The 21,228-nt window shown below is 50.4% G+C and carries 17 protein-coding genes; 7 read left to right on the top strand and 10 right to left on the bottom strand.

The features are described from left to right. Window positions 1-199: 199 nt before the first annotated feature. Window positions 200-1,387 (bottom strand): MFS transporter, encoded by a 1,188-nt coding sequence (locus D4L85_RS10275; RefSeq protein ID WP_119754234.1) that lies wholly within the window; start codon window positions 1,385-1,387, stop codon window positions 200-202. Window positions 1,388-1,693: 306 nt separating this feature from the next. On the opposite strand from D4L85_RS10275, the gene D4L85_RS10270 reads away from it, so the two are divergent. The 4 genes from D4L85_RS10270 to D4L85_RS10255 are packed head-to-tail and all read left to right on the top strand — an operon-like array spanning window position 1,694 to window position 6,826. Next, window positions 1,694-3,499: a PAS domain S-box protein gene (locus D4L85_RS10270; protein WP_119754233.1), complete on the top strand. Its 1,806-nt coding sequence runs from the start codon at window positions 1,694-1,696 to the stop codon at window positions 3,497-3,499. A 4-nt stretch (window positions 3,500-3,503) separates the two neighbouring features. Beyond that, window positions 3,504-3,872, top strand: coding sequence for a response regulator (locus D4L85_RS10265; protein WP_119754232.1), 369 nt, complete (start codon window positions 3,504-3,506; stop codon window positions 3,870-3,872). 6 nt (window positions 3,873-3,878) lie between these two features. After that, complete coding sequence (locus tag D4L85_RS10260; RefSeq protein WP_119754231.1) at window positions 3,879-6,458, top strand: PAS domain-containing protein; 2,580 nt, start codon at window positions 3,879-3,881, stop codon at window positions 6,456-6,458. Continuing rightward, entirely contained in the window at window positions 6,455-6,826 is a 372-nt protein-coding gene (locus tag D4L85_RS10255) for a response regulator (protein ID WP_119754230.1), read from the top strand. The genes D4L85_RS10260 and D4L85_RS10255 overlap by 4 nt, the downstream gene beginning before the upstream one ends. Here the strand turns inward: D4L85_RS10255 and D4L85_RS10250 are convergent. The 6 genes from D4L85_RS10250 to D4L85_RS10225 form a co-directional block, all read right to left on the bottom strand. Beyond that, on the bottom strand, window positions 6,823-9,759 hold the full coding sequence (locus D4L85_RS10250) for a PAS domain S-box protein (protein ID WP_119754229.1): 2,937 nt from the start codon (window positions 9,757-9,759) through the stop codon (window positions 6,823-6,825). The genes D4L85_RS10255 and D4L85_RS10250 overlap by 4 nt on opposite strands. A gap of 9 nt (window positions 9,760-9,768) precedes the next feature. Beyond that, a complete protein-coding gene (locus tag D4L85_RS10245) occupies window positions 9,769-10,170 on the bottom strand; it encodes an Hpt domain-containing protein (protein ID WP_119754228.1) in 402 nt (133 codons plus the stop codon). Window positions 10,171-10,358: 188 nt separating this feature from the next. Further along, on the bottom strand, window positions 10,359-11,117 hold the full coding sequence (locus D4L85_RS10240) for a sensor histidine kinase (RefSeq protein WP_160143646.1): 759 nt from the start codon (window positions 11,115-11,117) through the stop codon (window positions 10,359-10,361). Between the two features lie 125 nt (window positions 11,118-11,242). Beyond that, complete coding sequence (locus D4L85_RS10235; RefSeq protein WP_119754226.1) at window positions 11,243-11,917, bottom strand: response regulator transcription factor; 675 nt, start codon at window positions 11,915-11,917, stop codon at window positions 11,243-11,245. A 102-nt stretch (window positions 11,918-12,019) separates the two neighbouring features. After that, window positions 12,020-13,228, bottom strand: coding sequence for a hypothetical protein (locus D4L85_RS10230; RefSeq protein WP_119754225.1), 1,209 nt, complete (start codon window positions 13,226-13,228; stop codon window positions 12,020-12,022). A 92-nt stretch (window positions 13,229-13,320) separates the two neighbouring features. After that, the gene (locus tag D4L85_RS10225; RefSeq protein ID WP_228450841.1) at window positions 13,321-14,373 is read right to left on the bottom strand and encodes an endo alpha-1,4 polygalactosaminidase; all 1,053 of its coding nucleotides are present in this window, start codon (window positions 14,371-14,373) and stop codon (window positions 13,321-13,323) included. A 172-nt stretch (window positions 14,374-14,545) separates the two neighbouring features. Between D4L85_RS10225 and D4L85_RS10220 the strand changes: the two genes are divergently transcribed. The 3 genes from D4L85_RS10220 to D4L85_RS10210 all read left to right on the top strand — a co-directional run bounded on the left by D4L85_RS10220 (window position 14,546) and on the right by D4L85_RS10210 (window position 17,432). Then, window positions 14,546-15,004, top strand: a complete 459-nt coding sequence (locus tag D4L85_RS10220) for a lipocalin-like domain-containing protein (RefSeq protein WP_119754224.1) — start codon at window positions 14,546-14,548, stop codon at window positions 15,002-15,004. Window positions 15,005-15,269: 265 nt separating this feature from the next. Further along, window positions 15,270-16,277, top strand: coding sequence for a bestrophin family protein (locus D4L85_RS10215; protein ID WP_119754223.1), 1,008 nt, complete (start codon window positions 15,270-15,272; stop codon window positions 16,275-16,277). A gap of 324 nt (window positions 16,278-16,601) precedes the next feature. Further along, window positions 16,602-17,432: a hypothetical protein gene (locus tag D4L85_RS10210; protein WP_160143645.1), complete on the top strand. Its 831-nt coding sequence runs from the start codon at window positions 16,602-16,604 to the stop codon at window positions 17,430-17,432. Window positions 17,433-17,481: 49 nt separating this feature from the next. On the opposite strand, the gene D4L85_RS10205 is transcribed toward D4L85_RS10210, so the two are convergent. From D4L85_RS10205 to D4L85_RS10195, 3 genes are all read right to left on the bottom strand, one after another. Continuing rightward, entirely contained in the window at window positions 17,482-17,835 is a 354-nt protein-coding gene (locus tag D4L85_RS10205) for a cyclic-phosphate processing receiver domain-containing protein (protein ID WP_119754221.1), read from the bottom strand. A 126-nt stretch (window positions 17,836-17,961) separates the two neighbouring features. Continuing rightward, window positions 17,962-18,951, bottom strand: a complete 990-nt coding sequence (locus tag D4L85_RS10200) for a hypothetical protein (RefSeq protein ID WP_160143644.1) — start codon at window positions 18,949-18,951, stop codon at window positions 17,962-17,964. Window positions 18,952-18,982: 31 nt separating this feature from the next. After that, entirely contained in the window at window positions 18,983-21,049 is a 2,067-nt protein-coding gene (locus D4L85_RS10195; RefSeq protein ID WP_119754219.1) for an ATP-dependent metallopeptidase FtsH/Yme1/Tma family protein, read from the bottom strand. Window positions 21,050-21,228: the final 179 nt, after the last annotated feature.

The following is a 21,228-nucleotide window of genomic DNA, read 5'->3' as shown; positions in this document are numbered from 1 at the left end:
ATTTATAAGTGTCTAAAGTACGCTTAAAGTTACATTTTTCCAATAAATGGAAGCGTGATCCGGGGATAGAGATCTACGGGTTGAATTTCACACTACAAGATCAAGATCGCTGCGGAATGCCTTTCACCGCAATTCACGCCGGTCGCACAACTAGTTTTTAAACAATGGGGAAAAGGATGCTAGAAGGCTTAGTCTTTGGTTATGCATGTGACGCATTAGGCGCGCTCGATTTCTCTTTTTTCAACAAAGCGATAAGCCCAAACACCGGCCCAATGGCCAGTAGCGTATAAACATATTGCGCATTCACGCTATCCGAAATCGCGTTTATAAATTGAATACTCACAATGGTGATCGAAAATCCGATGCAATTCACGATGGTGAGTGAAGTGCCCCGCGATTCTTCCGGCGCACTCCGCGCGACCAGGGTTGAAAACAAGGGAGAGTCGGCGATTACTACAAGTCCCCAAAAGATCAGAAAGACAATCAGTATAATAATGGAGTCGGATAAAAGGAAAAGCGGCGATGTCACACAACATAAGCACGACAAGGATAGCGCTATAGTGGCCACTTTCTTTGCCCCAAGAAATTGTGAAACGACCCCGCTAAAAACACACGCTAGCCCACCCGATGCAATGATCAGGAATGACCACAGCGAAACGTTCAGATTCGTCTCCGGGTAGCGGTGGTTATAGTTCATCAGCATCAACGGCAGAAATGCCCAGAAGGTGTACAACTCCCACATGTGCCCAAAATATCCAAACGACGCCGCCCGAAAGTCGGGAAGTCTGAATCCTTTCATGAATTCGTTCAGGTTCAATTTTTGACCCGCTTTGCGATAGGGACCGTTGGGCACGAATAGCAAAATGCAAAGCCCGCCCAAGCCCGATAGGGCGGTGGTGGCATACACAATATATCTCCAGGGGAAGCCCGATATACTGTTTTTCAATAAATGGGGAAATGCTGTGCCCAGCACTAAAGCCCCCACCAAAAAGCCCAGGGACTTTCCGAGACCTTCCTTATAGTGATCGGATGCTATCTTCATACCCACGGGGTATATGCCGGCCAGAAAAAATCCGGTTAAAAATCTGAACAGAAGCAATTCGGTAGTATGGATCCCCGGGATACTCATTCCCAGGTTGAAAAGTCCGGCGAAGATGGAGCTACAAAAAAATACCAGGGAAGGAGAGAAACGATCCGAAATTGAAAAGACCGCAAAACATAAGGTCCCGGAAATAAAGCCAAATTGTATGGCGCTTGTGAGGTGCGCTAAAAAGTGTTGTTCAAGGTGAAGATCCCTGGCGATGTCTGGTGCAATCGCATTTCCGGCAAACCAAAGTGAAGTACAAAAGAATTGAGAAACGACGATGACGGGTAAGACTAGCCTCATTTTGACCGTTTGGTTTATCCAGATACCCGCAAGGTAAAACGTATTTCGTTAAAATATCTGCCGGCTTCAAGATCCTGCTCAACACCGTCGGCTTCAAGACGTCAGACAAGTCGCCCAATTTTTCCATGCAATGTTTGTGAGCGTATAGGCAATTCCGTACCTTGATCGAAGCCCATCCATGGCTTCGCCTCCGAAGCATGTGATGGGCTTTGTCTTTTGAAGGCGATTGATTTTTTCCGGGAGCTGTCTTGTCGAGTAAGCCTAGCCCGGACCGGTAGATGCATTGGGACCAACACGCGACGCTACATGAAAAACACGGATGAATTTCACTGGGAGGCACTTGACGAAGTGGACGAATACGCCATTTTATTGCTCGATAAGGAAGGCCATGTTAAAAGATGGAACAAAGGCGCCGAAAAAATGAAAGGCTACCGGCTCGAAGAGGTGTTGGAAAAGTCTTTCAGCATGTTTTACACCGTCGAAGATCAAACCGCCGGGATACCCGAAAGCCTGTTGAAAGAAGCCACCGACAAAGGCAAAGCATTGCACGAAGGGTGGCGCGTAGGCAAAAACAACCGGGCCTTCTGGACCAGTGAGGTGATCACGGCCTTGCACGACGACCACACTGGTGTTACCGGCTTCATCAAGATCTCGCGACCACATGAAGGCCGGTTGGCACAAGAAAGATTTCGGTTGGTGGTTGAGTCGGCGCCCAACGCCATGGTATTGGTGAATCGCGAAGGCAAAATAAATCTTGTGAACGGGCAAACGGAAAAATTATTTGGCTATACGCGCGAAGAGCTTATCGATCATCCCGTCGAGTTGTTGCTGCCGGAACAGTTTAAGTATCATCACCCCCAATGGCGTGATAAGTTTATGGATGCTCCGAAAACACGCACCATGGGCGCGGGGCGCGACTTGTTTGCCCGCAGAAAAAATGGTACCGAGTTTCCCGTCGAGATCGGTCTCAATCCCATGGAAACTCCGGAAGGGCCCATGGTGCTGGCCGCGATCATCGACATCACGGAGCGCAAACGCGCAGAAGAACGCTTCCGGTTGGTGGTGGAGTCGGCGCCCAATGCCATTGTCCTCATCAATCAAGAAGGGCGCATTGCGTTGGTGAATGGCGCGACGGAAAAACTGTTCGGCTATGCGCGGCCGGAATTGTTGGGCAAAGAGGTGGAGTTGCTCATACCCTCCCGCTTTCGCAACATGCATCCACACTACCGCGCCACTTTTTTTGCCATGCCGCAGATGCGTCCGATGGGCGTGGGTCGGGATCTTTATGCGTTGCGCAAAGACGGCAGTGAATTTCCCGTAGAGATCGGGTTGAATCCAATCGAGTCGCAGGAAGGCAACCTCGTGCTGGCCTCCATCATCGACATCACCGAGCGAAAGATCCTGGAGGCCAACCGGCTCAAGAGCGATTTCCTGGCCAACATGTCGCACGAACTGCGCACGCCCCTCAATGCCATCCTGGGGTTCTCGGAGTTGTTGATCGATCAGAAGATCGGCCCGCTCAACACGCGCCAACGACAATACTTACAGGATGTTCACGACAGCGGATCACATTTGCTCCAACTCATCAACAACGTGCTCGACCTGGCCAAGATCGAATCCGGCAAAACAGAACTTTCGGTGGAACTCTTCTCGCTCAACGAGGTCATCACGGGCGTCATCAACACGCTGGAATCTATTGCCGCCAAAAAAGAAGTGACCATCCGGTTGGAGCTTTCCAAGGCGCTGTCCTATGTCCGTATCGATAAAAACAAGTTCCGGCAGATCCTTTATAACCTTTTGTCCAATGCCATCAAGTTCAACCGCGAGCGTGGCGAAGTGCAGATCAGCGCCATGCCACACGCTGACGACATGTTCATGGTGCGGGTGACCGACACCGGTATCGGCATCACCAAAGAGAACTTAAAAAAGCTATTCATTCCATTTGTGCAATTGGATTCCGGCATGGCCCGCCAGCATGAAGGCTCGGGATTGGGATTGGCGCTCACCAAGAACATCGTCGAACTTCACCGCGGCCAGATCGGCGTGGAGAGCGAGTCGGGCCGCGGCACCACCTTCTGGATCATCATGCCTCTACACATCATTCTAACCTAGCGCTATGACGACCGAAAAAATTATTATGATCGTAGACGACAATGCCACCAACCTCAAGTTGGCCTCCGACGTGCTGGAGATCGAAGGGTTTCAGGTCGTGCGTTGTTCCGATGCCGAGGGCGCGCTCGCATCCATCGAAAAAAAACATCCCGACCTGATCCTCATGGACATTGCCTTACCGGGCATCGACGGTCTGGAATTCACGCGCCTGCTGAAAGCCAATGACGCCACCCGTCATATCCGCATCATCGCGCTCACCGCCTTCGCTATGAAGCAAGATCATGAAAGAGCGCTCGCCGCCGGATGCGACGGTTTCATCACCAAACCCATCGACACGCGGCGGTTCAAAGATCAAATTATCCCTTACCTGTAATCCTGCATGAACGCATACAAGCTTTTGCTCGTGGACGATTCGGCCCTGTCGCGCAAATTGCTCGAGGCCACCTTTGAGGCCGAGGGCTATGCTACCCTGACCGCACGCGATGGCCAGGAAGCGATGGACATCTTACTCACCGAAGCGGTCGACCTCATCGTTACCGACATTCTCATGCCGAACGTCGACGGCTATTATTTGTGCTACAAAGTTCGGCACGACGAAAAACTGCGCAACATTCCCATCATCATCTACACCGCCACCTACACGTCGCTCAGCGAAGAGAAGATCGCCGAAGACATGGGCGCCGATTTGTTTATCCGGAAACCGGCGCCGATCCATGTGTTGGTGGAGGCGGTGCGAACATTATTGATCGCTCCGGCCCGGCGCCGGGAGGGAACGAAAGGTTCGCCCGTCGCCATCGAAGTGATGCACCAGTACAGTTCCGACCTCGTGAACAAGCTCGAGCAACGCAACATCGCCCTGGAAGAAACTCGCCGCAACCTGGAGCATACGGTTCAGGAAAGAACGCGGGAACTTCAACGCACCAACGAAGAGCTGATGGCCTCCAACGAAGAACTGAAGGCGATCAATGAAGAATTGTCGTCCACCAACGACAAGCTGTTGGAGGCAACGCAGGTGATCCATCAACAGTCGGAAACCATCATCATCACGGAGCGCAAGTTGCACGAGCTGGAGATCCAAAAGAGCCAGCACCTCTTGATCAAGGCTTATGAAATCGCGAAGATCGGTTACTGGACCTATGACACGGAAGCGGATCGCGCCGAGTGGAACGACCAGACCCGGAAAATATTTGGGGTCTCGCCTGCTTATCAACCGGCCTTGCAAAGTTACCTGGCGCTGGTCTATCCCGACGACCTGCAACGCGTGAAAGAGGACGCTCTTAAGGCGATAAACAACGGCGAGCTGTTCAACGTGGAGCACCGCATCCTTCGCAAAGACGATGGCTCGCTTCGTTGGGTGCACGTGCGCGCGGATTTTATTCAACAGGAAAATGAGGCCCGCCTGATGCTCGGCGTGATCCAGGATATCTCGGAGCGCAAGACGTTTGAAGAAGTGCTGCTGGAATATAACCAACGCTACGAGATCCTGTCGCGCGCCACCAACGACGCCATTTGGGACCGCGACATCGAACGCGACTCTGAAGTGTGGAACCACGGCATCGAAACCATCTTTGGCTATGCCGACCGGCAGATCAGCACGGCCAAGGAATGGTGGAAAGAAAAAATTCACCCGGAAGATTTCGAACGCGTGAACCTGGAGATCGGACAAGCCTTTGCCCAACTGCGGACCAACTGGATCTCGCAATACCGCTATCGGTGCGCGGATGATTCATATAAGTATGTATTGAATCGCGCCTACATCATCTACCAGGACGAACATCCCGTGCGGATGATCGGCTCGATGCAGGACATCACGGGCCAAAAAGAATTTGAACGCAACATCACGGCCATTGCCCGCGAGCTTTCGGAACTCATTCAGCACGCCAATGCACCCATCTTCGGTGCCGATCGCAACGGCTATATCAACGAATGGAATCGTGTGACCGAACAGGTTACGGGCTACACCAAAAATGAAATGTTGGGGAAGAACATCGGGCTTTGTATCCGCGAAGATCATCGCCAGGAATTTATGCTTTTGCTGGAGCGTGCGTTCAAAGGCAGTCCGCTCGACAACCTGCAGTTGCCCATGGTGTCGAAAGACCAGCGCGATCTCATTTTCCTGCTCAACACCACGCCCCGCAGAAACTCAGAGCAACAGATCACCGGCGTGCTGATGGTGGGTCAAAACATCACCGAACTCATCGAATACCGCGTCAACCTGGAAGCAAAAGTGCAGGAGCGCACCCGCGAGCTGAACGAAGCTTTGCGCAAAGAGAAAGAACTGGTGGAAATGAAGAGCCGGTTTGTCTCCATCGCGTCGCACGAATTCCGGACGCCGTTGTCGACCATTGCGCTCGCCACCGGTTTTCTGCGAAAACACCGCGAAAAAATATCGGCCGATGATTTTATAAAAAAGCTGGCCACCATCGAAAAGCAAGTGGACCACATGACCTACCTGCTGGACGACATCCTGATGATCGGCAAAAGCGAGGCGGGCAAGATCAATACCAAGTATACCCAGGTCGACATCGAGACATTTTTTCAGCAAACCGTCCGCGAGGTGGAAGAGAGCATGCGGACGCACCAGGTGCAGATGTTCATCCAGTGCTCGGTAAAATCGTTTGCCGCCGACGAGAAATTGCTGCGCAACATTCTGATCAACCTCATCACCAATGCCATCAAATTTTCTCCGGACCAAAAGTCGGTCATGCTGCGCGTCACCAATTCGCCCGATTTTCTCAAGCTAGAAGTAAAAGACAAAGGCATCGGCATCACATCTGAAGATCAGCAAAACATCTTTTCGGCGTTTCACCGGGGCGCCAATGTGGGCACCATTCAAGGCACGGGCCTCGGTTTATCCATCGTTAAAAAAGCGGTTGATCTGTTGGCCGGGCAAATTCACCTCAGCAGCCAAGCCGGCGAAGGCACTTCGTTTACCGTTACCCTACCCTTGCGCGTATGAAACAAAAGATCTTGTTGATCGAAGACACGCCCGACGTGTTGGAAAGCCTGCTGGAGCTGCTGGACATGGAGGGTTATGAGATGCAAGGGGCCACGAACGGCAGCGAGGCGCTTGAAAAGTTACAGACCTTTGTTCCCCACCTGATCATCACCGACCTGCGCATGCCGGAGATGGACGGCTTCACGTTCCTGAAGAACGTGAAGTCAAACCCCGTCCACAACACCATTCCTGTTCTGGTGTTCTCCGCCAACGCTACACCGGAGAATGAAGACAAAAGCCTTCATCTTGGCGCCGCAGGTTTTTTGAAAAAGCCCTGTAACATTGACAGGTTACTCGAGCATATTCAGATCTTATTGCATCATCGCTAGCCGCGAGCGTGCAGGGTGATCTTTCGATGCAAATCTTCCGGCACGAAAGGTTTGCTGATGAAATCGTTCATCCCCGCCTCCATCACTTTGTCGCGCATCCCCAGCATGGCCGAAGCGGTCAACGCCAGGATCGGCATATTGCGGTAGTGCGCATCGGGCATCGCGCGAATTTGACGCGTCGCCTCATATCCGTCCATCACGGGCATTTGTATGTCCATCAGCACCAGCGCATAATTCTTTTTCGCAACTTTCTCTACGGCTTCTTTACCGTTGTTGGCCACATCCACCTTCACGCCCCACGACTCGAGGAAACTGCAGGCGATCATCTGGTTGATCTCGTTATCTTCAACCAGCAGCACCGGGATGTCGATGTTCCGAAGGGCACCGCCAGTTGTCTCTTCCTGCTGAACGCTCGCGGTGTTTACCCCTTCTTCCACCGGCAAAGTAAAACTGAACGTGGAGCCCACACCGGGAGTACTTTCGACGGCAATATCACTGCCCATGAGGTTCACCAGGTTTCGGGCGATGGAGAGGCCAAGGCCCGTGCCGCCGTATTTGCGTGTGGTATCGGCATCGGCCTGAACGAAGCTGTCGAATATAGCATCGATCTTACTGGGCTCGATGCCGATGCCCGTGTCGGTAACGGAAAAGCGAACGATCCGCTTGCCTTGGCGCGTGCCCTCGTCTTGCACCGCCAGCGTCACACAACCTGATTCGGTGAACTTGATGGCATTGCTCACCAGGTTGGTGATCACTTGCGCCAATCGCACGGAGTCGCCTTTGACGACCGCCGGAAGCGTCTGGTCGTACACCAGTTGAAGCGGGATGCCCTTCTGTTGGGCATTGTGCTCCAGCATATCTTTTGTTTTCGCGATGAGTTGCGTCAGGTCGAAGTCGACGTGCTCGAGGGCAATCTTGCCGGCTTCGATTTTGCTGAAGTCGAGGATGTCGTTGATGATGGTGAGCAGGTTCTGGCCCGAGAATTTGAGCAGGCCCAATTGTTCGCGTTGATTTTTGCGCGGCCGATCCAGCAGCAACAAATTCGTAAGACCAATGATGGCGTTCATGGGCGTACGGATCTCATGGCTCATGCTCGACAGGAATTGGCTTTTGGCCAACGTAGCTTCTTCCGCTTTCTCTTTTGCCTCCTGCAACGATGCCTCAAACTGTTTGCGTTTCGTGATGTCGCGGGCCGACGATTGAAAGCCCAACATGTTCCCGTTGCGATCGAGGAAGGGCCGGGCATTCGATTCGAGCCATATGAATTCGCCGTTCTTCTTGCGCAGGCGATATTCCATAATGGCAATGGTACCACGACGAACAATGTCGCCGATCATACCCCGCACACGCTCGGCATCTTCCGGGTGAATGAGCGCATAGGGAGATTGGCCGATCAGTTCGTCGGGCTCATAACCCAAAATGTAGCGTACGCTCGGTGAAACAAAAACACGGGTAGAGGCTGCGTCGGCCTTGTAGAGGGAAACCATGTCACCCGAGTTCGTCGATAACAAGCGATACATCTCCTCGCGTTCTTCGAGCTTGCGATGAACTTCCTTCAGTTCGGTGATGTCGTTGAGCGTTCCGATATAGCCCGCAGGCAGGCCTTGGTCGTCGGTTATCTGCAGGGCACGGCCGGTCACCCAGCGAATGTTCTTGCACTGGTCGATAAACCGGAACTCTAAAACAAATTCTTCGTGTGCGGCGATGGCACTGCGCCAGGCGTGAACCATCCGGTGACGGTCGTCGGGGTGGATGGACGTTATCCAGCCATCGCCCATGGCGTCTTCTTCCGAAAGGCCGGCGATCTCGCACCAACGAAGGTTCACGTAGGTGCACTGACCGGCGGCGTCGGTCTGAAAAATTCCCACGGGAGCATGTTCCGATAAAAGTCTGAATCTTTTTTCGCTGCCTTCCAGTTTCCGTTCCGCCCATTTCAACTCGGTGATGTTCCGGGTGATCGCGCTCACTTTGTAGACACGTCCGTTTTCCTCAAAGAACATGCGCACATTTTGACCAACCCAAACCTCTTCGCCGTTGCGGGCGTTGAGCACAAATTCCAGGTAAGAATTCTCCGTGAGGCTTTTGCGCTGGCGGCGATAAAATTCTATGACGCCTTCCAGGTAATACGGGTGAACCAACTCCCAATAGTGCATCTTGCTCAACTCCTCCTTGGTGAACCCCACCACGGTTTGCATGAGGCTGTTGGCAAACGTAAACTTCCCATCGGCATCCAATTCATAGATGAGGTCGCTCGCGTTTTCCACCAGCTCGCGGTATTGACGCTCCTGCGATTCCAGGTTTTGTTGCAGCTCGCTGATCTGCTCAAGATTGCTGCGGATCTCTTCCTCGGAAGCCTGAAACTCCTGATTGAGTTGGTGCAGGCTGAGGTTATGTCCTTGTAAAAATGACTTTTGATCTTCCAACTCCTGAACGTGCTGCCGCAAGGCAAGCAGCTTCATGACTTGTCGTCCCAAGCCATAAAGATTGTCGACCTGTTTTTGTGACAACGTGCGCGGCTGAAGATCCCAAACACACAACGTACCCAGCGCATAGCCCTCAGGTGTGACCAAGGGTACGCCGGCGTAAAAACGGATACCCGAAACACCTGCCACTGCAGGATGATCGGCAAACCTGACATCATGCTTCGCGTCGGGGATCAATAATATACCGGGTTGTTGAATAGCATACGCACAAAACGCCGTTGTTCGATCGGGGCTTGGCACGTAGGTGCCCGATGTAGCCTTGAACCAATGCCGGTTGGCATCCACAAAGCTGATCATTGCCGTGGGCACATCACAAAGCGTGGCGGCCAGATCAACAATGTCGTTGAAGGCTTGCTCGGGTTCCGTGTCGAGGATACCCGAGCGGTAAAGCGCTTCGAGCCTTCTGCGCTCGGCATCATCGGGGTGGTTGGATCGGCGGATGGCTAACATTTCGTTGATTTATTTAGAGACGACTGCGTTCAGGTTTTCCAAAAAGATCCGGACTTCTTCTTTCAACAGGTCTATGGTTTCCGTGATGCGGCTGGTACTTTGAACCACCTCCGGTTTGGTGAGCCCATCTACATTAGTTTCCAAAGTCGCCATCGTCTTCACAAAGAGGGCAGACGCGAAGAGGCCCGCTGCCGACTTGATCTTGTGAAGCATTGCACGCACGCGCTCTCGGTCGTCGGTCCAGGCGGCGTCGGTGAGGTCCTGTGTCATGGTGGGCATGTGCTTGATAAAAGCCGAGGCGGTGGCCCGCATCACACCATCGTTGGAGCCGGTGAAGGCCAGGAATCTTTTTTCATCCAATACGATGAAGGTTGTGATGGGTGCGGCAACCTCGTTACATTTTGTTTTCATGGGTATACTGAGTAATGGGTTTATTTGTAGATCAAAATTGCAACCTGTGGGGGCGGCAAACATCAGTGCGATACGGATTTTCAAAAATCAGGAAGTTAGGGATGGCATCAGGAAATCCCTGATCTGACGCCCGGCGGAACCTTCCTACACAGCCTATCCTGATCATAATATTAACCTGGGTAATCTTTTTATGGCATCAAGTTGGGTATAGAGATCAGAAAGGTGGACCCCTTCGTTTCTGTCGATCGCACGGTGATCGAACCTTTCATCTTGTTCAGAACCTCTTTCACGATATACAACCCCACACCGGAACCGGTTGACTGCATGGAGCCGCGATAGAAGAGATCGAAAATATGCGAGCGAACCTGGTCCTCGATGCCCACGCCGTTGTCGCGCACCTGCACCGTACAAAACGATGGAAATACCTTCACGTGAATGCGCACCTCCATCTTTTCTCTTTCATTGTTCCGAAACTGAATGGCATTTGAAATGAGATGTGACAAGACCACCCGGAAGCGGTTTTTGTCCGTGTAGAATGGGACCGTTTGGTCGCAGTTCATGGAAACCTGAATGTGTTCCTCTTCTATCACGACCTGAAAGTCCTGCAGCACTTCCTCCAAGATCTCCCTCACATCTACCGGGTGAGTGGCCACCCGCTGACGCGAATTCGCAAGGAATTGTTCGAAATCATCGAGCAACAATTCCATTTTGCTACATGTTTTTTCGATCGACTCCAAAAAGAATCTGGGATCGATCTCCGGGTTGCCTTCACTGCTTTTCAACAGGTGGACCAGGCCGGCGATGGACTTCAACGGCGCGCGGAGGGTATGCGAGCAGCTATAAATAAATTGTTCGATCTCTCCTTTCGCCTTCACCAGCTCCAGGCCGGCCAGCGAGGTAACGTTTTCTTGTGCAACGGCTTCGTTTTCAATCTTCGTGTCTCTCATCGTCGTGTTGTTTGATGAGACAAAATTGCATTTTGGCGTTGCGCCATGCATCGGGGAGCGACGGATTCTGAAAAATCAGGGATTTGTATGGGACATCAGGAAAAGGCTGATGTTCCTAAAGTGATTCACTTCTTGCGGTTCACCGAAATGAGGTCGTGTTCGATGGCATATTTTACCAACTGTGCCGTATTGGTAAGACCCAGCTTGTCCTGGATGTGCATCTTATGGGTTTCAACCGTCTTTACGCTGATAAAAAGAATATCGGCCGCTTCCTTTAGCGTTTTGCCGTCGGCGATGAGTACCAGCACTTCTTCTTCGCGTTTTGTCAGTTCGGTGGTCTTGCGTGTAGGGAGTCCCGTGCCGTCTTTTTCTTTTAGATAAAAATCCTCAAACACCAGCGCCGTGATCTCCGGGCTGAAATGCCGCTCGCCTTTCATCACGGTCTGTATCGCCTGCAGCAAAGTTTCTTTGTCGGAATCCTTGGGAAGATAGCCATCGATACCCGACTTTATGCCGGCCGTGATGAAGTCTTTGGTTACTTCGCCAGAGACGAGGATGATCTTGATCTTAGGATTCTGCTCTTTGATCCAGCGGGTGGCCTCGATGCCCGTCATGCCTTTCATGACAATGTCCATGAGAATGAGGTCCGGCGCCTTGTCGTTGGCAAAGTTCACGGCACTTTCGCCGCTTTCGAGGGTGCCGACAATTTCAATGGCGGGCTCGCTTGCCAGCATGGAGATCATGCCCTGCCGCATCAGGCCGTGATCGTCTACAATCAATGTGCGGATGGTCTTTTCCATGATAAAACGGGTTTAGTATGATCGCACGAAACGGGCTCCACACCCCAGAGCCCCTCCTAATTTAGAAACTTTGACGGCCATGAAAAAATGAAACAGCATAAATTATTCCGTGGGCTTGTCGAGTCTGTGCATACTCGTCCAGATGGCTTGAGGATCTTTCCATTCGGTCAACGGTTCGTAGGTCAGTTCACAAAGGGCTCCTCTAATAGACCGGGGTCCGGCGTCTATATTTACATGCATGACAACTTTCAATTCATCTGGTGAAACTTCGAGAATGTTATAGGATAATTTTTCATTGAAGATCAAATTCTCTCCATCCATTTTATAGCTGCTTATCTCGGGCGCGTTTCTTATTCCGGCAGGACAGATAATTTTTTCGGGATCGGTTAGATCCATGATGTCAGTCAGGCTCACGCCGAACAGTCCACCCCCAGGGTTGTGCATCACTTGTAATAATTTCCAGTGCTTTATCTTCCATACTTTGTGGATGGAAGCTTGCTTTTGCATTGATGGACTGGCCGTTTGGGCAATGTGCTGCCTCAATAGTTCAAGCCCCTCAGATTCTGCCTTTGATAGCGGCTTCAACCATTCCGAAAAACCATATTTCTTATCTCCCCGCAAGGCACACTTCGGCGCGACGAGCGGACCGAATAATCCCCGATAAATTGAGTCTTTATGTGCATCCTCGTCGCCACCAAATACATTCGAATAGACTGAAATGCCATCGATAGTAGAAACGCCGATTTCGTAAGGAATAAATTTGTAAGTAGGGAACCTCTCCTTGATCCTGGTCTGCAATTGCACAAACGACGATTCATATTCGAATACCGGGGAGACGGTTGCCACATGATCGGCATGATAAGAAATGATGCGCGTTTCCTCATTCCTATACGCGCTCATCTTTGTTGGCAGCTTTACTTCCGAATGATCAACGGCATAAATACTGTAGTACGGCCCCAAGACACTGATAAAATAGCGTAGCGCTTTTGTCTTTACATATTCCCGGGTGATCAGTTCGTCCACCGTAACGTTTCCGCTAAAACAAGTATTGGCCAGTGTATGGGTGTTGTCTATTTTCTTGTCTATGGATTGCTTTAAAAATTTCTGAAAGTCGGTCCAACGCGTTTTGTAGTTCTTTTTGTCAAAGAAATTCTCCCCGACCAGCCTTTCTATCTTTTTATAGCCTGCAAATGTCTTCAGGGTCTCCCGTGTATAATGATGGTGGTCTTCTTCAATGGGATAGTGTTCTTTTATGGTATCGTAGATGGCTTGAAAATCATAATCGTAAAGGTCCGCTTTAAATTCATCCATGCAACAGTATGATTAAGACAACAAGATACAAAAGTTAATGGCTCACTTAACCCGGTCTTGATTTCATCCTGAAACGGGCGGGCTATTCAGTTTCACTCGTAAAATTCAAAGGCGTCGATAATGTCCAGGTAGACCCCATCGAAACCAGCGTCTAATATTTTCTTCAGATACGATTGATCGTTGCCAAAAATGATGTGCTGCCATTCCGGGTCCCAGTATTTTACTTTGAAGTTTCCCGGCCAATCCGGGTTTTCGGCGTCCATCCAGGAGGGCTTGGTGGTGTTCCAGGCAGCTTGCCAATAGTACCTATAGTCTTCCACTTCGCCGATGGACATGTAAGAGATGACCAGTCTTTTTCCGCCGTTGGCTTTGTTCTTCAACTGTGCCACTTCCGATGCTGTGAAGGCTGTGCCGTCTGAAAAGAATAGGTCCATGATCAAAAGATCATAGTTTGTGGCCGTTACCGCGCTTATGAAATCCGATTTGGTGGGGAAATCTGCGGGGTTAATGAGGTATAAGAAATTTTTTACCTGTGACAGCGACGTCACTACCGCATTGTTTTCACCATGAATCGGTTTTGGGAAAGTTGGGATGATATTTAGTTCTCTTTGTGTGGCGGCAAACGAAATGAAGCCGGCGTTGCTATTTTGAAGATAGGAGTCTTCTATGTTTGAAGTGGTGGAGCAATAGTCGGTTACGAGTATGGTGTTGCCGGCGTTCTTTGAGATCGCCAATAGCTCTTTCAGATAGGTGCTCACGTCATTGGGCGTGGCCTGGTCGTCGTTGTCATAGCCATACCACAGATCTTCCTGGCCGTTGGCGTCGATGGCGTTCAGGTAGGCAGTGTGTGGCGCGCCGGAATTGTCGCCGTTGCTGCTCACCAGTTCGATCCCGTTTTGCGGAATGATGTTGAAGTTTGGCTGGGTGGCTTTGGCGTATTGGCTTATGTCGATAACGAAGGCCCGCATTTTCTGTTTGAATTCGGTGTCGCCGGTGGGGCCATTTTCTTTTTCATCGTCCTTGCATGACGCGAGGAACGCGGTCGCGATGCATGCGAACAGCGTCATCAACAAAGCTTTGTTTGTTTTGAAAAACAGTTGATAAAAACTCGAGCGTGTTTGGGGGTGGGGTTGTTGGAGTTTCATGGTGATGACGATTAGACGAAACGATCATGAAATGTACGCACTAAAGTCCCGTGCGGGCAATAACCCGTTCGGGTGATGAATCGTCCGCGAAAATTTACGAAATGAAATAGAACTTTCTCCCGGGAGACCGAAAATACTGAAAGCATTGATATCTTAGAAAAAAATTAAGACCATGACCACTTCAGTTTCTTCTACTGCTTCCCTGGCCGCCATGCAAGGTATTTGGTGGTTGATCTCGCGGGAGGATTATACCAAAGATGGACAGCGGAGGATCGATCCCGTGTTGGGGTCCGATCCGATGGGGATTCTTTCGTATGCAAAGGATCGTTTTTCGGCGCAGTTTATGAAACGCGACCGGACAGAGGGTTCGAATAAACAAGTTTTTACTGCAGGGCAAAATAATACCAGCGCGGCGGGTGGCTATGATGCGTATTTTGGAACGTATGCAATAGACAACGAGAGCGGGAAGGTTGCGCATACGTTGATGGGATCTATTACGCCTTCTAATGTTGGGATGACGGTTTATAGGGATTTGAAGGTTAGTGATGACCGGCTGGTTATTCAATTGGAGACAACGACTTTGGAGGGGGAGGAGATTGTTCGGACGTTGGTTTGGGAAAGGATTAGTTGAACCTTTTTTGTCTGTGTTTGGGGGCTGAGCATTCAATGGGATAGTTGATCTTTGTGCGCAAATCTTTTGTTGCATTTCATAGCTCCGCTCCGGGGCTATGAAATGCGCAAAAGATTTACGGATCACCCCACACTATCGCACAAAACGCTCAGTGCGAAAATAGAGAAGACATTTTAAGGCTGGGTATAAATTGGGTTGGTCGAGACACTGGCATCTGACAACCCGATGACGTATATTCAACCCCTTTCACGCAAGATTCATTTCCATGCACACCGGCAAATCATACAAATTTTTTGAGTTTCTCATTTGGACCCGGAGGGACATTTATCGCTTAGCCGCCATCGGCATTACTGCGGTCGTTCTTTACCAAGTAGCTGGGCTAACATGGGTGGCGATTCCGTGGACAGTCGTAGCGCTTTTAGGTACCGCTACGGCATTCATCGTAGGCTTCAAAAATACGCAAACGTATAACCGCACTTGGGAGGCCCGGCAGATCTGGGGAGAGATCGTGAACAACAGCCGATCGTGGGGCATCATCTGCCGGGATTTTTTGAGCAATCCAGAGAAAACAAAACAACTTATTTACCGGCACCTCGCCTGGCTGACCGTGATGCGTTTTCAGATGCGGGAAAAGAGAGCCTGGGAAAATGTTCGCAAGCGATATAATATAGAGTATCAAAAATATTATAGCGTTCCCGAAAACGAGACTTCTTTGGACACTGAACTTTCCAAATATCTTTCACCAGAAGAGTTAACCTATATATTGTCAACCAAAAGTAAAGCCACGCAGATCATGGCGTTGCAAAGCAAGACCTTAAAGGAGCTTTACGCCAACCAGGAGATCGTCGTGCTTCAGCTAGTTGAAATGCAGCGGACCATCAAAGAATTTTACACGCAACAAGGCCGGAGCGAACGGATCAAGAATTTTCCTTATCCCAGGCAATTTGCTACGATCAATTCGATGTTCGTGAAATTGTTTTCCTTTCTTCTTCCATTCGGCATGCTACGCGAGTTTGACAAGCTTAACGAAGGCGTTGAAGGATTCATGAAAGGAAATATGATCTGGTTGGTCATTCCTTTTAGCCTATTGATCTCTTGGGTGTATACTTCCTTGGATCAGGTTGGGGAAAGCACGGAAAATCCATTTGAAGGGAACGCCAATGATGTGCCCATCTCCCAGTTGTGCCGAATGATTGAAATCGATCTCCGGGAAATGCTGGGGGAAACCGATTTGCCTCCTGCCCTGGAACCAAAACATGACATTATTCTTTAGTCCGGAAAAAGCAACGCTACTTTTGCGAGGGAACCTTTTACTACTGTTGCGTCTTGAATGTTACAACGCCGAAAGTGAATGATGATTCTGGTCACCATGATCATTTAAATGAGTAAAGCATTGTAAATACCAGGTCATTTCTTATATTCGATTTATGAGCCCATCTGTTCTGTCGCTGCAAAGTGATGGAAAGGTGGGCTTTTTATTTTTAGCCTTTATTTGGACTGTGCCGGCTCCCTCCATGCGAAAGGTTTGCCGGTAACTACGAGCGTTCAATCGATCACAAAAAAAAAATTACCCTCAGACCCACAAATCAAAATAAATATGATCATCTCCATCATCAACCACAGCAATGGAAAAGTTTCGGACGCTGAACTTCAAACCGTGATCAGGGCCATCAACCGTCAGATCAAAGAAGACTTCGAACCGTATTGGAGCCTGAGCGCAACCGTGCGACTGGAAGGACGAAGTAGTAAAAATCCCGATACACAACGGGCCATCGACATGCGAGGCGACGCCGTTATTTATCTATGGGACAAAGCCGATGTTGAGGATGCCATTGGCTATCACGATCTGAACAACCGGGGCATACCATTCGGCTTCGTTTTCCTGGACATCGCCAGGCAATTGGGGGAAGCGTGGTCGGTCACACTCTCGCATGAGGTGATGGAATTAATAGGCGACCCGGAAGTGAATCTCCTCGTTGCTGGCCCCCACCCAAACCCGAAGGTGAAACGAACCGTGTTCCATTGGTATGAGATGTGCGACGCCGTCCAGTCCGAACGCTACAAGATCGACGGCATCGAAGTGTCCAACTTTCTGTTGCCCTTATATTTTACCAGCACCGATGAATTCGCAGGTCGCAATGATTTTATGGGAACCGTTAACAAGGACGGCTCTACCCTGAAATCATTTGGGGTGAACCCCGGCGGGTATTCCGGTTTCTTCGATCCAAAGTTAGACGACAACGATAACTTCACACTCGACGACGACAAAGTGGCACAGAAACGACTAGCCATTAAACGCAAGATTGAGGGCACGAGACGATCCATCCGTTACCAACGTCATAGTTCGGATAAAAGTGAGCCCGGCATGCGGTTTACACAACAGGATCAGAAGGAGCCGGGGTTCACCAAAGGAAAAAGAAAAAAGTGACAGCCGCCCGCGTGGGTTGTTACGGCGGCCTAGCTCGAATAGAGAAGTCCTAAAAGTTTGTCCCCTTCGAAGATCTCAAAAATTTAATATAGTTATCCAGCAGCGAAGTGATGTTCACCTTGGCCACCGGGTTTGAAGAATGGACGCTGAATTTTAGCTCGGACAAATCCATGCCGCTTTCATAGACCAACCATTTTGCCGCATCGTATCCCTCGGGCAGGGGAACTTCGTTTTCGTCGCAGCCCAGGTCGTTGTCGAAGCTTATGAATTCGGGGAGGCCCTTTTGTTGGATCGTTTTGATGAAGTCGGCACAGGAGCGGACGACGACGAAATCGGATTCGGCAGCGTGAGGGTAAATGCTTTGGACCTGGCGGAGGTCGTCGAGGAAAAGCTTGTAGTTCATTTCTATGGCCGTGAATTCAAAAGTAAGTTATAGCGTGTGCGATCGTCTCTTTTTTTGATCATTAGTTTCAAAACCATGATCGTCGCATTCACACGGCAGATCTTTAGGGTGATTATTTCCGCTGCCCTACGCGGGCCATTCCAGTATCTCGATTGCGTTCCCCGCTCCAATCGCAATTCTTCGCTCTGCAAGCGAAATGGCCATAGGAGGGATCATGTCCGAACGATGAGTAATCGCCAAGTCCTGCTTGCCGGAATCAATGTCCGTAACGGATTCCAGAACTGCTCCACTATTAATGTCGATGACCTTGGGATGTTGATATAAATCCAAAACATAGTCTGCACTCATCGGCACCAAAGTCCCGATGGTACGATCAACCGAACACACCTTCACGAATCGATTCGCGGATATAGAGAACAGTCCAATCTGATTAGGTCCTAATTCGTTCTCGTCAGGCGCTTCATCGTCAAGGGGTCCTTCGTAAGTTGTTCCCACGACAAAATGATCATCACCCAAAAACGCGGCCGAACCTACTTCCCCGCTGATGGGAATCTTCACAGACAAATTATCGAACAGGCTGTTGTCTGCGATGGCATGCTTCAGATCATACAATTCCAGGATCCCATAAGGATGCCATACCCAACCGGCATTCAACATGTGCGTGTTCGAGGGGTTGACTTGCAACCTGGTGTGAAAACAGTCCGCGGGTTTTCTACCTTCTGTTTGGGTTACTTTCTTTCCGGATTCTATAAGCTCAATTTCAATCAAATTATATTCCTCCGGGCAATGGACAATAGCATACCCCTCGGGCAACTTTATGATCTCAATCGGATACTCATAAGCTTGAGCACAATAATAAGAGCGATTGATCTCCCTTATGATTTTTCCATGCTTCAACACCAACCCCTTCGTTCCGTGTCGGTCAAAAACAACGGCATACACGCCGTCGGACGATTGCCGCACGCCATCAAAAGAGCCGCCAATACTATATTGGCTGCGTTGTTGTTCGCCATTCAATTTATACAGGATTCCCGACGTCCAATCCACCAAAGCGCCATTATACCAATGGAGCGAGGTTGGGGTGGAATCCACTTTAATATTACTTCGTTTTAACATTATTCATTTTCGTTTATCATTATTATTTACTTTATCCGCGCGTCACTTCGGCGATGAGCTTTTCCATTACGGTCTCCACATCATTTTTTTCCAACGCTCGCAACTGGTCTTCCATCACGGTATTGAACCGGTAGTACTGATCCTTCTTTATCAATCCCTCGGTTTCCAGCCACGATTCTTTGCCATATTTCATGACGTATTCCCCGATCAAAGCCTCTTCCATTCTCGAATGCTTCGTGAGGTACTCCGCCATTTTGAGCAGCAGCAGTTTGTTGCGCTGCAGAATTAATTCTGCCTCACGCTCGCCATCACGGACGAGCTTGATGGCTTCTGTAGCGTAGCGCTCGGAGAGAAAGAAGGCCTCTTCATTTTGCGTGCTCTCCACAGCCAGGTAGATCGGGTCGCTGCCCATGGCAAATTGTCGCACGGCTTTGTTTGCCAGCGATGAGGCTTCCTGAATGTCGGCCGACACGCCGGAGCACGTCATCTCCTCGCCGAAGACCATGCGCTCCGCCACATAACCGCCGAGTGTGATGACGATATCTTTCTTCAATGTCTCGCGCGTCATGGGGCCTTTTGGAAAGGTGATCAGGCAAAATCCTTCGGCGTCCGACGCCGTTCGCGACACTACCGCGGAGGGAACGATGCGCAACGTGAGGGCTGCGAGCACGGCGTGGCCGGCTTCGTGCACGGCGGTGTGGGCCTGGAGTTCGGGGTCCACGCTCTTGCGCAGGTTCTCGAGCTTGAGGCGCGCTTTGTCGGAGATGGTGGACACGGTTTCGCCTTCCGCGTTCAGCAGCGTATACACAAAATGTCCGTCGTGGAAAGCCCATACAATTTCGTGAATGGTCCATTGGTATTCGAGAATGGAAACGGCGAGGTTGCTGATCCGGGACTCGACCAGGTTCTTCACCGTCGTCAGCACGGGGCGCGTGCCCTGGGCGGGGAAAACACCTTCGGCATAGACCACGTCCGCCACCGACTCATCGAAGCGGGTCATCCATCCAAACTTTTGCCGAATGAAATCTCCCACCCGGTTCAATTCCTGCTGGATGAGCAGGCGGAACTGGGCACTGTTGAACGACTTGTAGATGACGTGGTTGTTGCCCAACCGCGCGATCTGCTCGGGACGGAATCTTCGACGCAACGCGCGTTTGATGTGCGCGATGGTGATCTTGGACGTTTGCTCGTGGAACTCGTCGGCGCTGATGTCGGGGTTCATGCTGTGGCTCATGGTGTAGGCCTCGTCCAGGTTGCCAAGCACAAAAATGATGGCGTGCGAAAGGTCCAACGTTTTTGTGGCGGGACGCGATTGCATGCCTTCCAGCACAAAAGCAATGAGCTCGGGAAGCGTGGCAGCAAAAATGCGTTGCCTGATGTATTCCTTGGAGCACTCGTCGTTGTCGATGAGATAGTACATGCCTTCGATGAAGTCGGCCGATGTGAAATAGTCGACCGTCATGCTCGCGTTGGCGTTGTCGAAATAGAAGCCTTCGAAGATCTTCATGAAGGTTTCGGTTTCGCCGACAACTTTGCCTTGTGCCAGCGCCACGTTGCCTTTGTATGCGCGCTCCATGCGCCGGAGACAGCTGTCGGCGCGGAAAAGATAGAATGTACCGCGGCTGGGAATGTATTCGATCTTGCCGGAGTCGAGCAGATCCCAGATGACACGGAGTTTGTCTTTGCCAAGCTCGTTGCTGTTGGCATCGAGGGTCCGGGCAAATTGGAATTCGTCGAGACAGATGAGCGCGGGTTTCTCGTGGAAAAAAGCCAGATCGTCGGTGAGGATGTTTTTCATCCAGGTGGCGCTGTCGGACTCGAATTCACCCATGTCGATGTGACTGTATAATTTCCGGTGGTCCAGGAGCTCGACGATGGCTTGCACCAAAGCGGTCTTGCCGGAGCCGGTGAGGCCCCAGAGGTTGATTACCGTGGGACGCAGTTGTGCTTCGGGGAAAAGATGCCACGGCAATAAGATGGCCATGACTTCATCGATGACACCGTCGAGACCAAGGAAACGCTCCTTGAGTGCGGCGGTGATCGTTTGAAGCTTTTGGCGTTTTTCTATTAGCTCTTTATGTAAAGTTGTTGTTTCCATTTTTTCAAAATGATTGCTTGATCCTTGCCGTGGGCAAGGATGATTCTTTAGTCTTCATTTCCTTTTCATCGCGTGCCTATGGATGAAAGATATTTTTTATAGCATTCTTTTGAATGCATAAAGAAACTCCTTTCAAAGCCAGGTGTGGCCTTTGATGTTTTGAAATCTAAATTTGTTAG

The sequence above is a fragment of the Chryseolinea soli genome, assembly GCF_003589925.1.
Lineage (GTDB): Bacteria > Bacteroidota > Bacteroidia > Cytophagales > Cyclobacteriaceae > Chryseolinea > Chryseolinea soli.
This window is presented reverse-complemented; position numbering and strand designations above follow the sequence as displayed.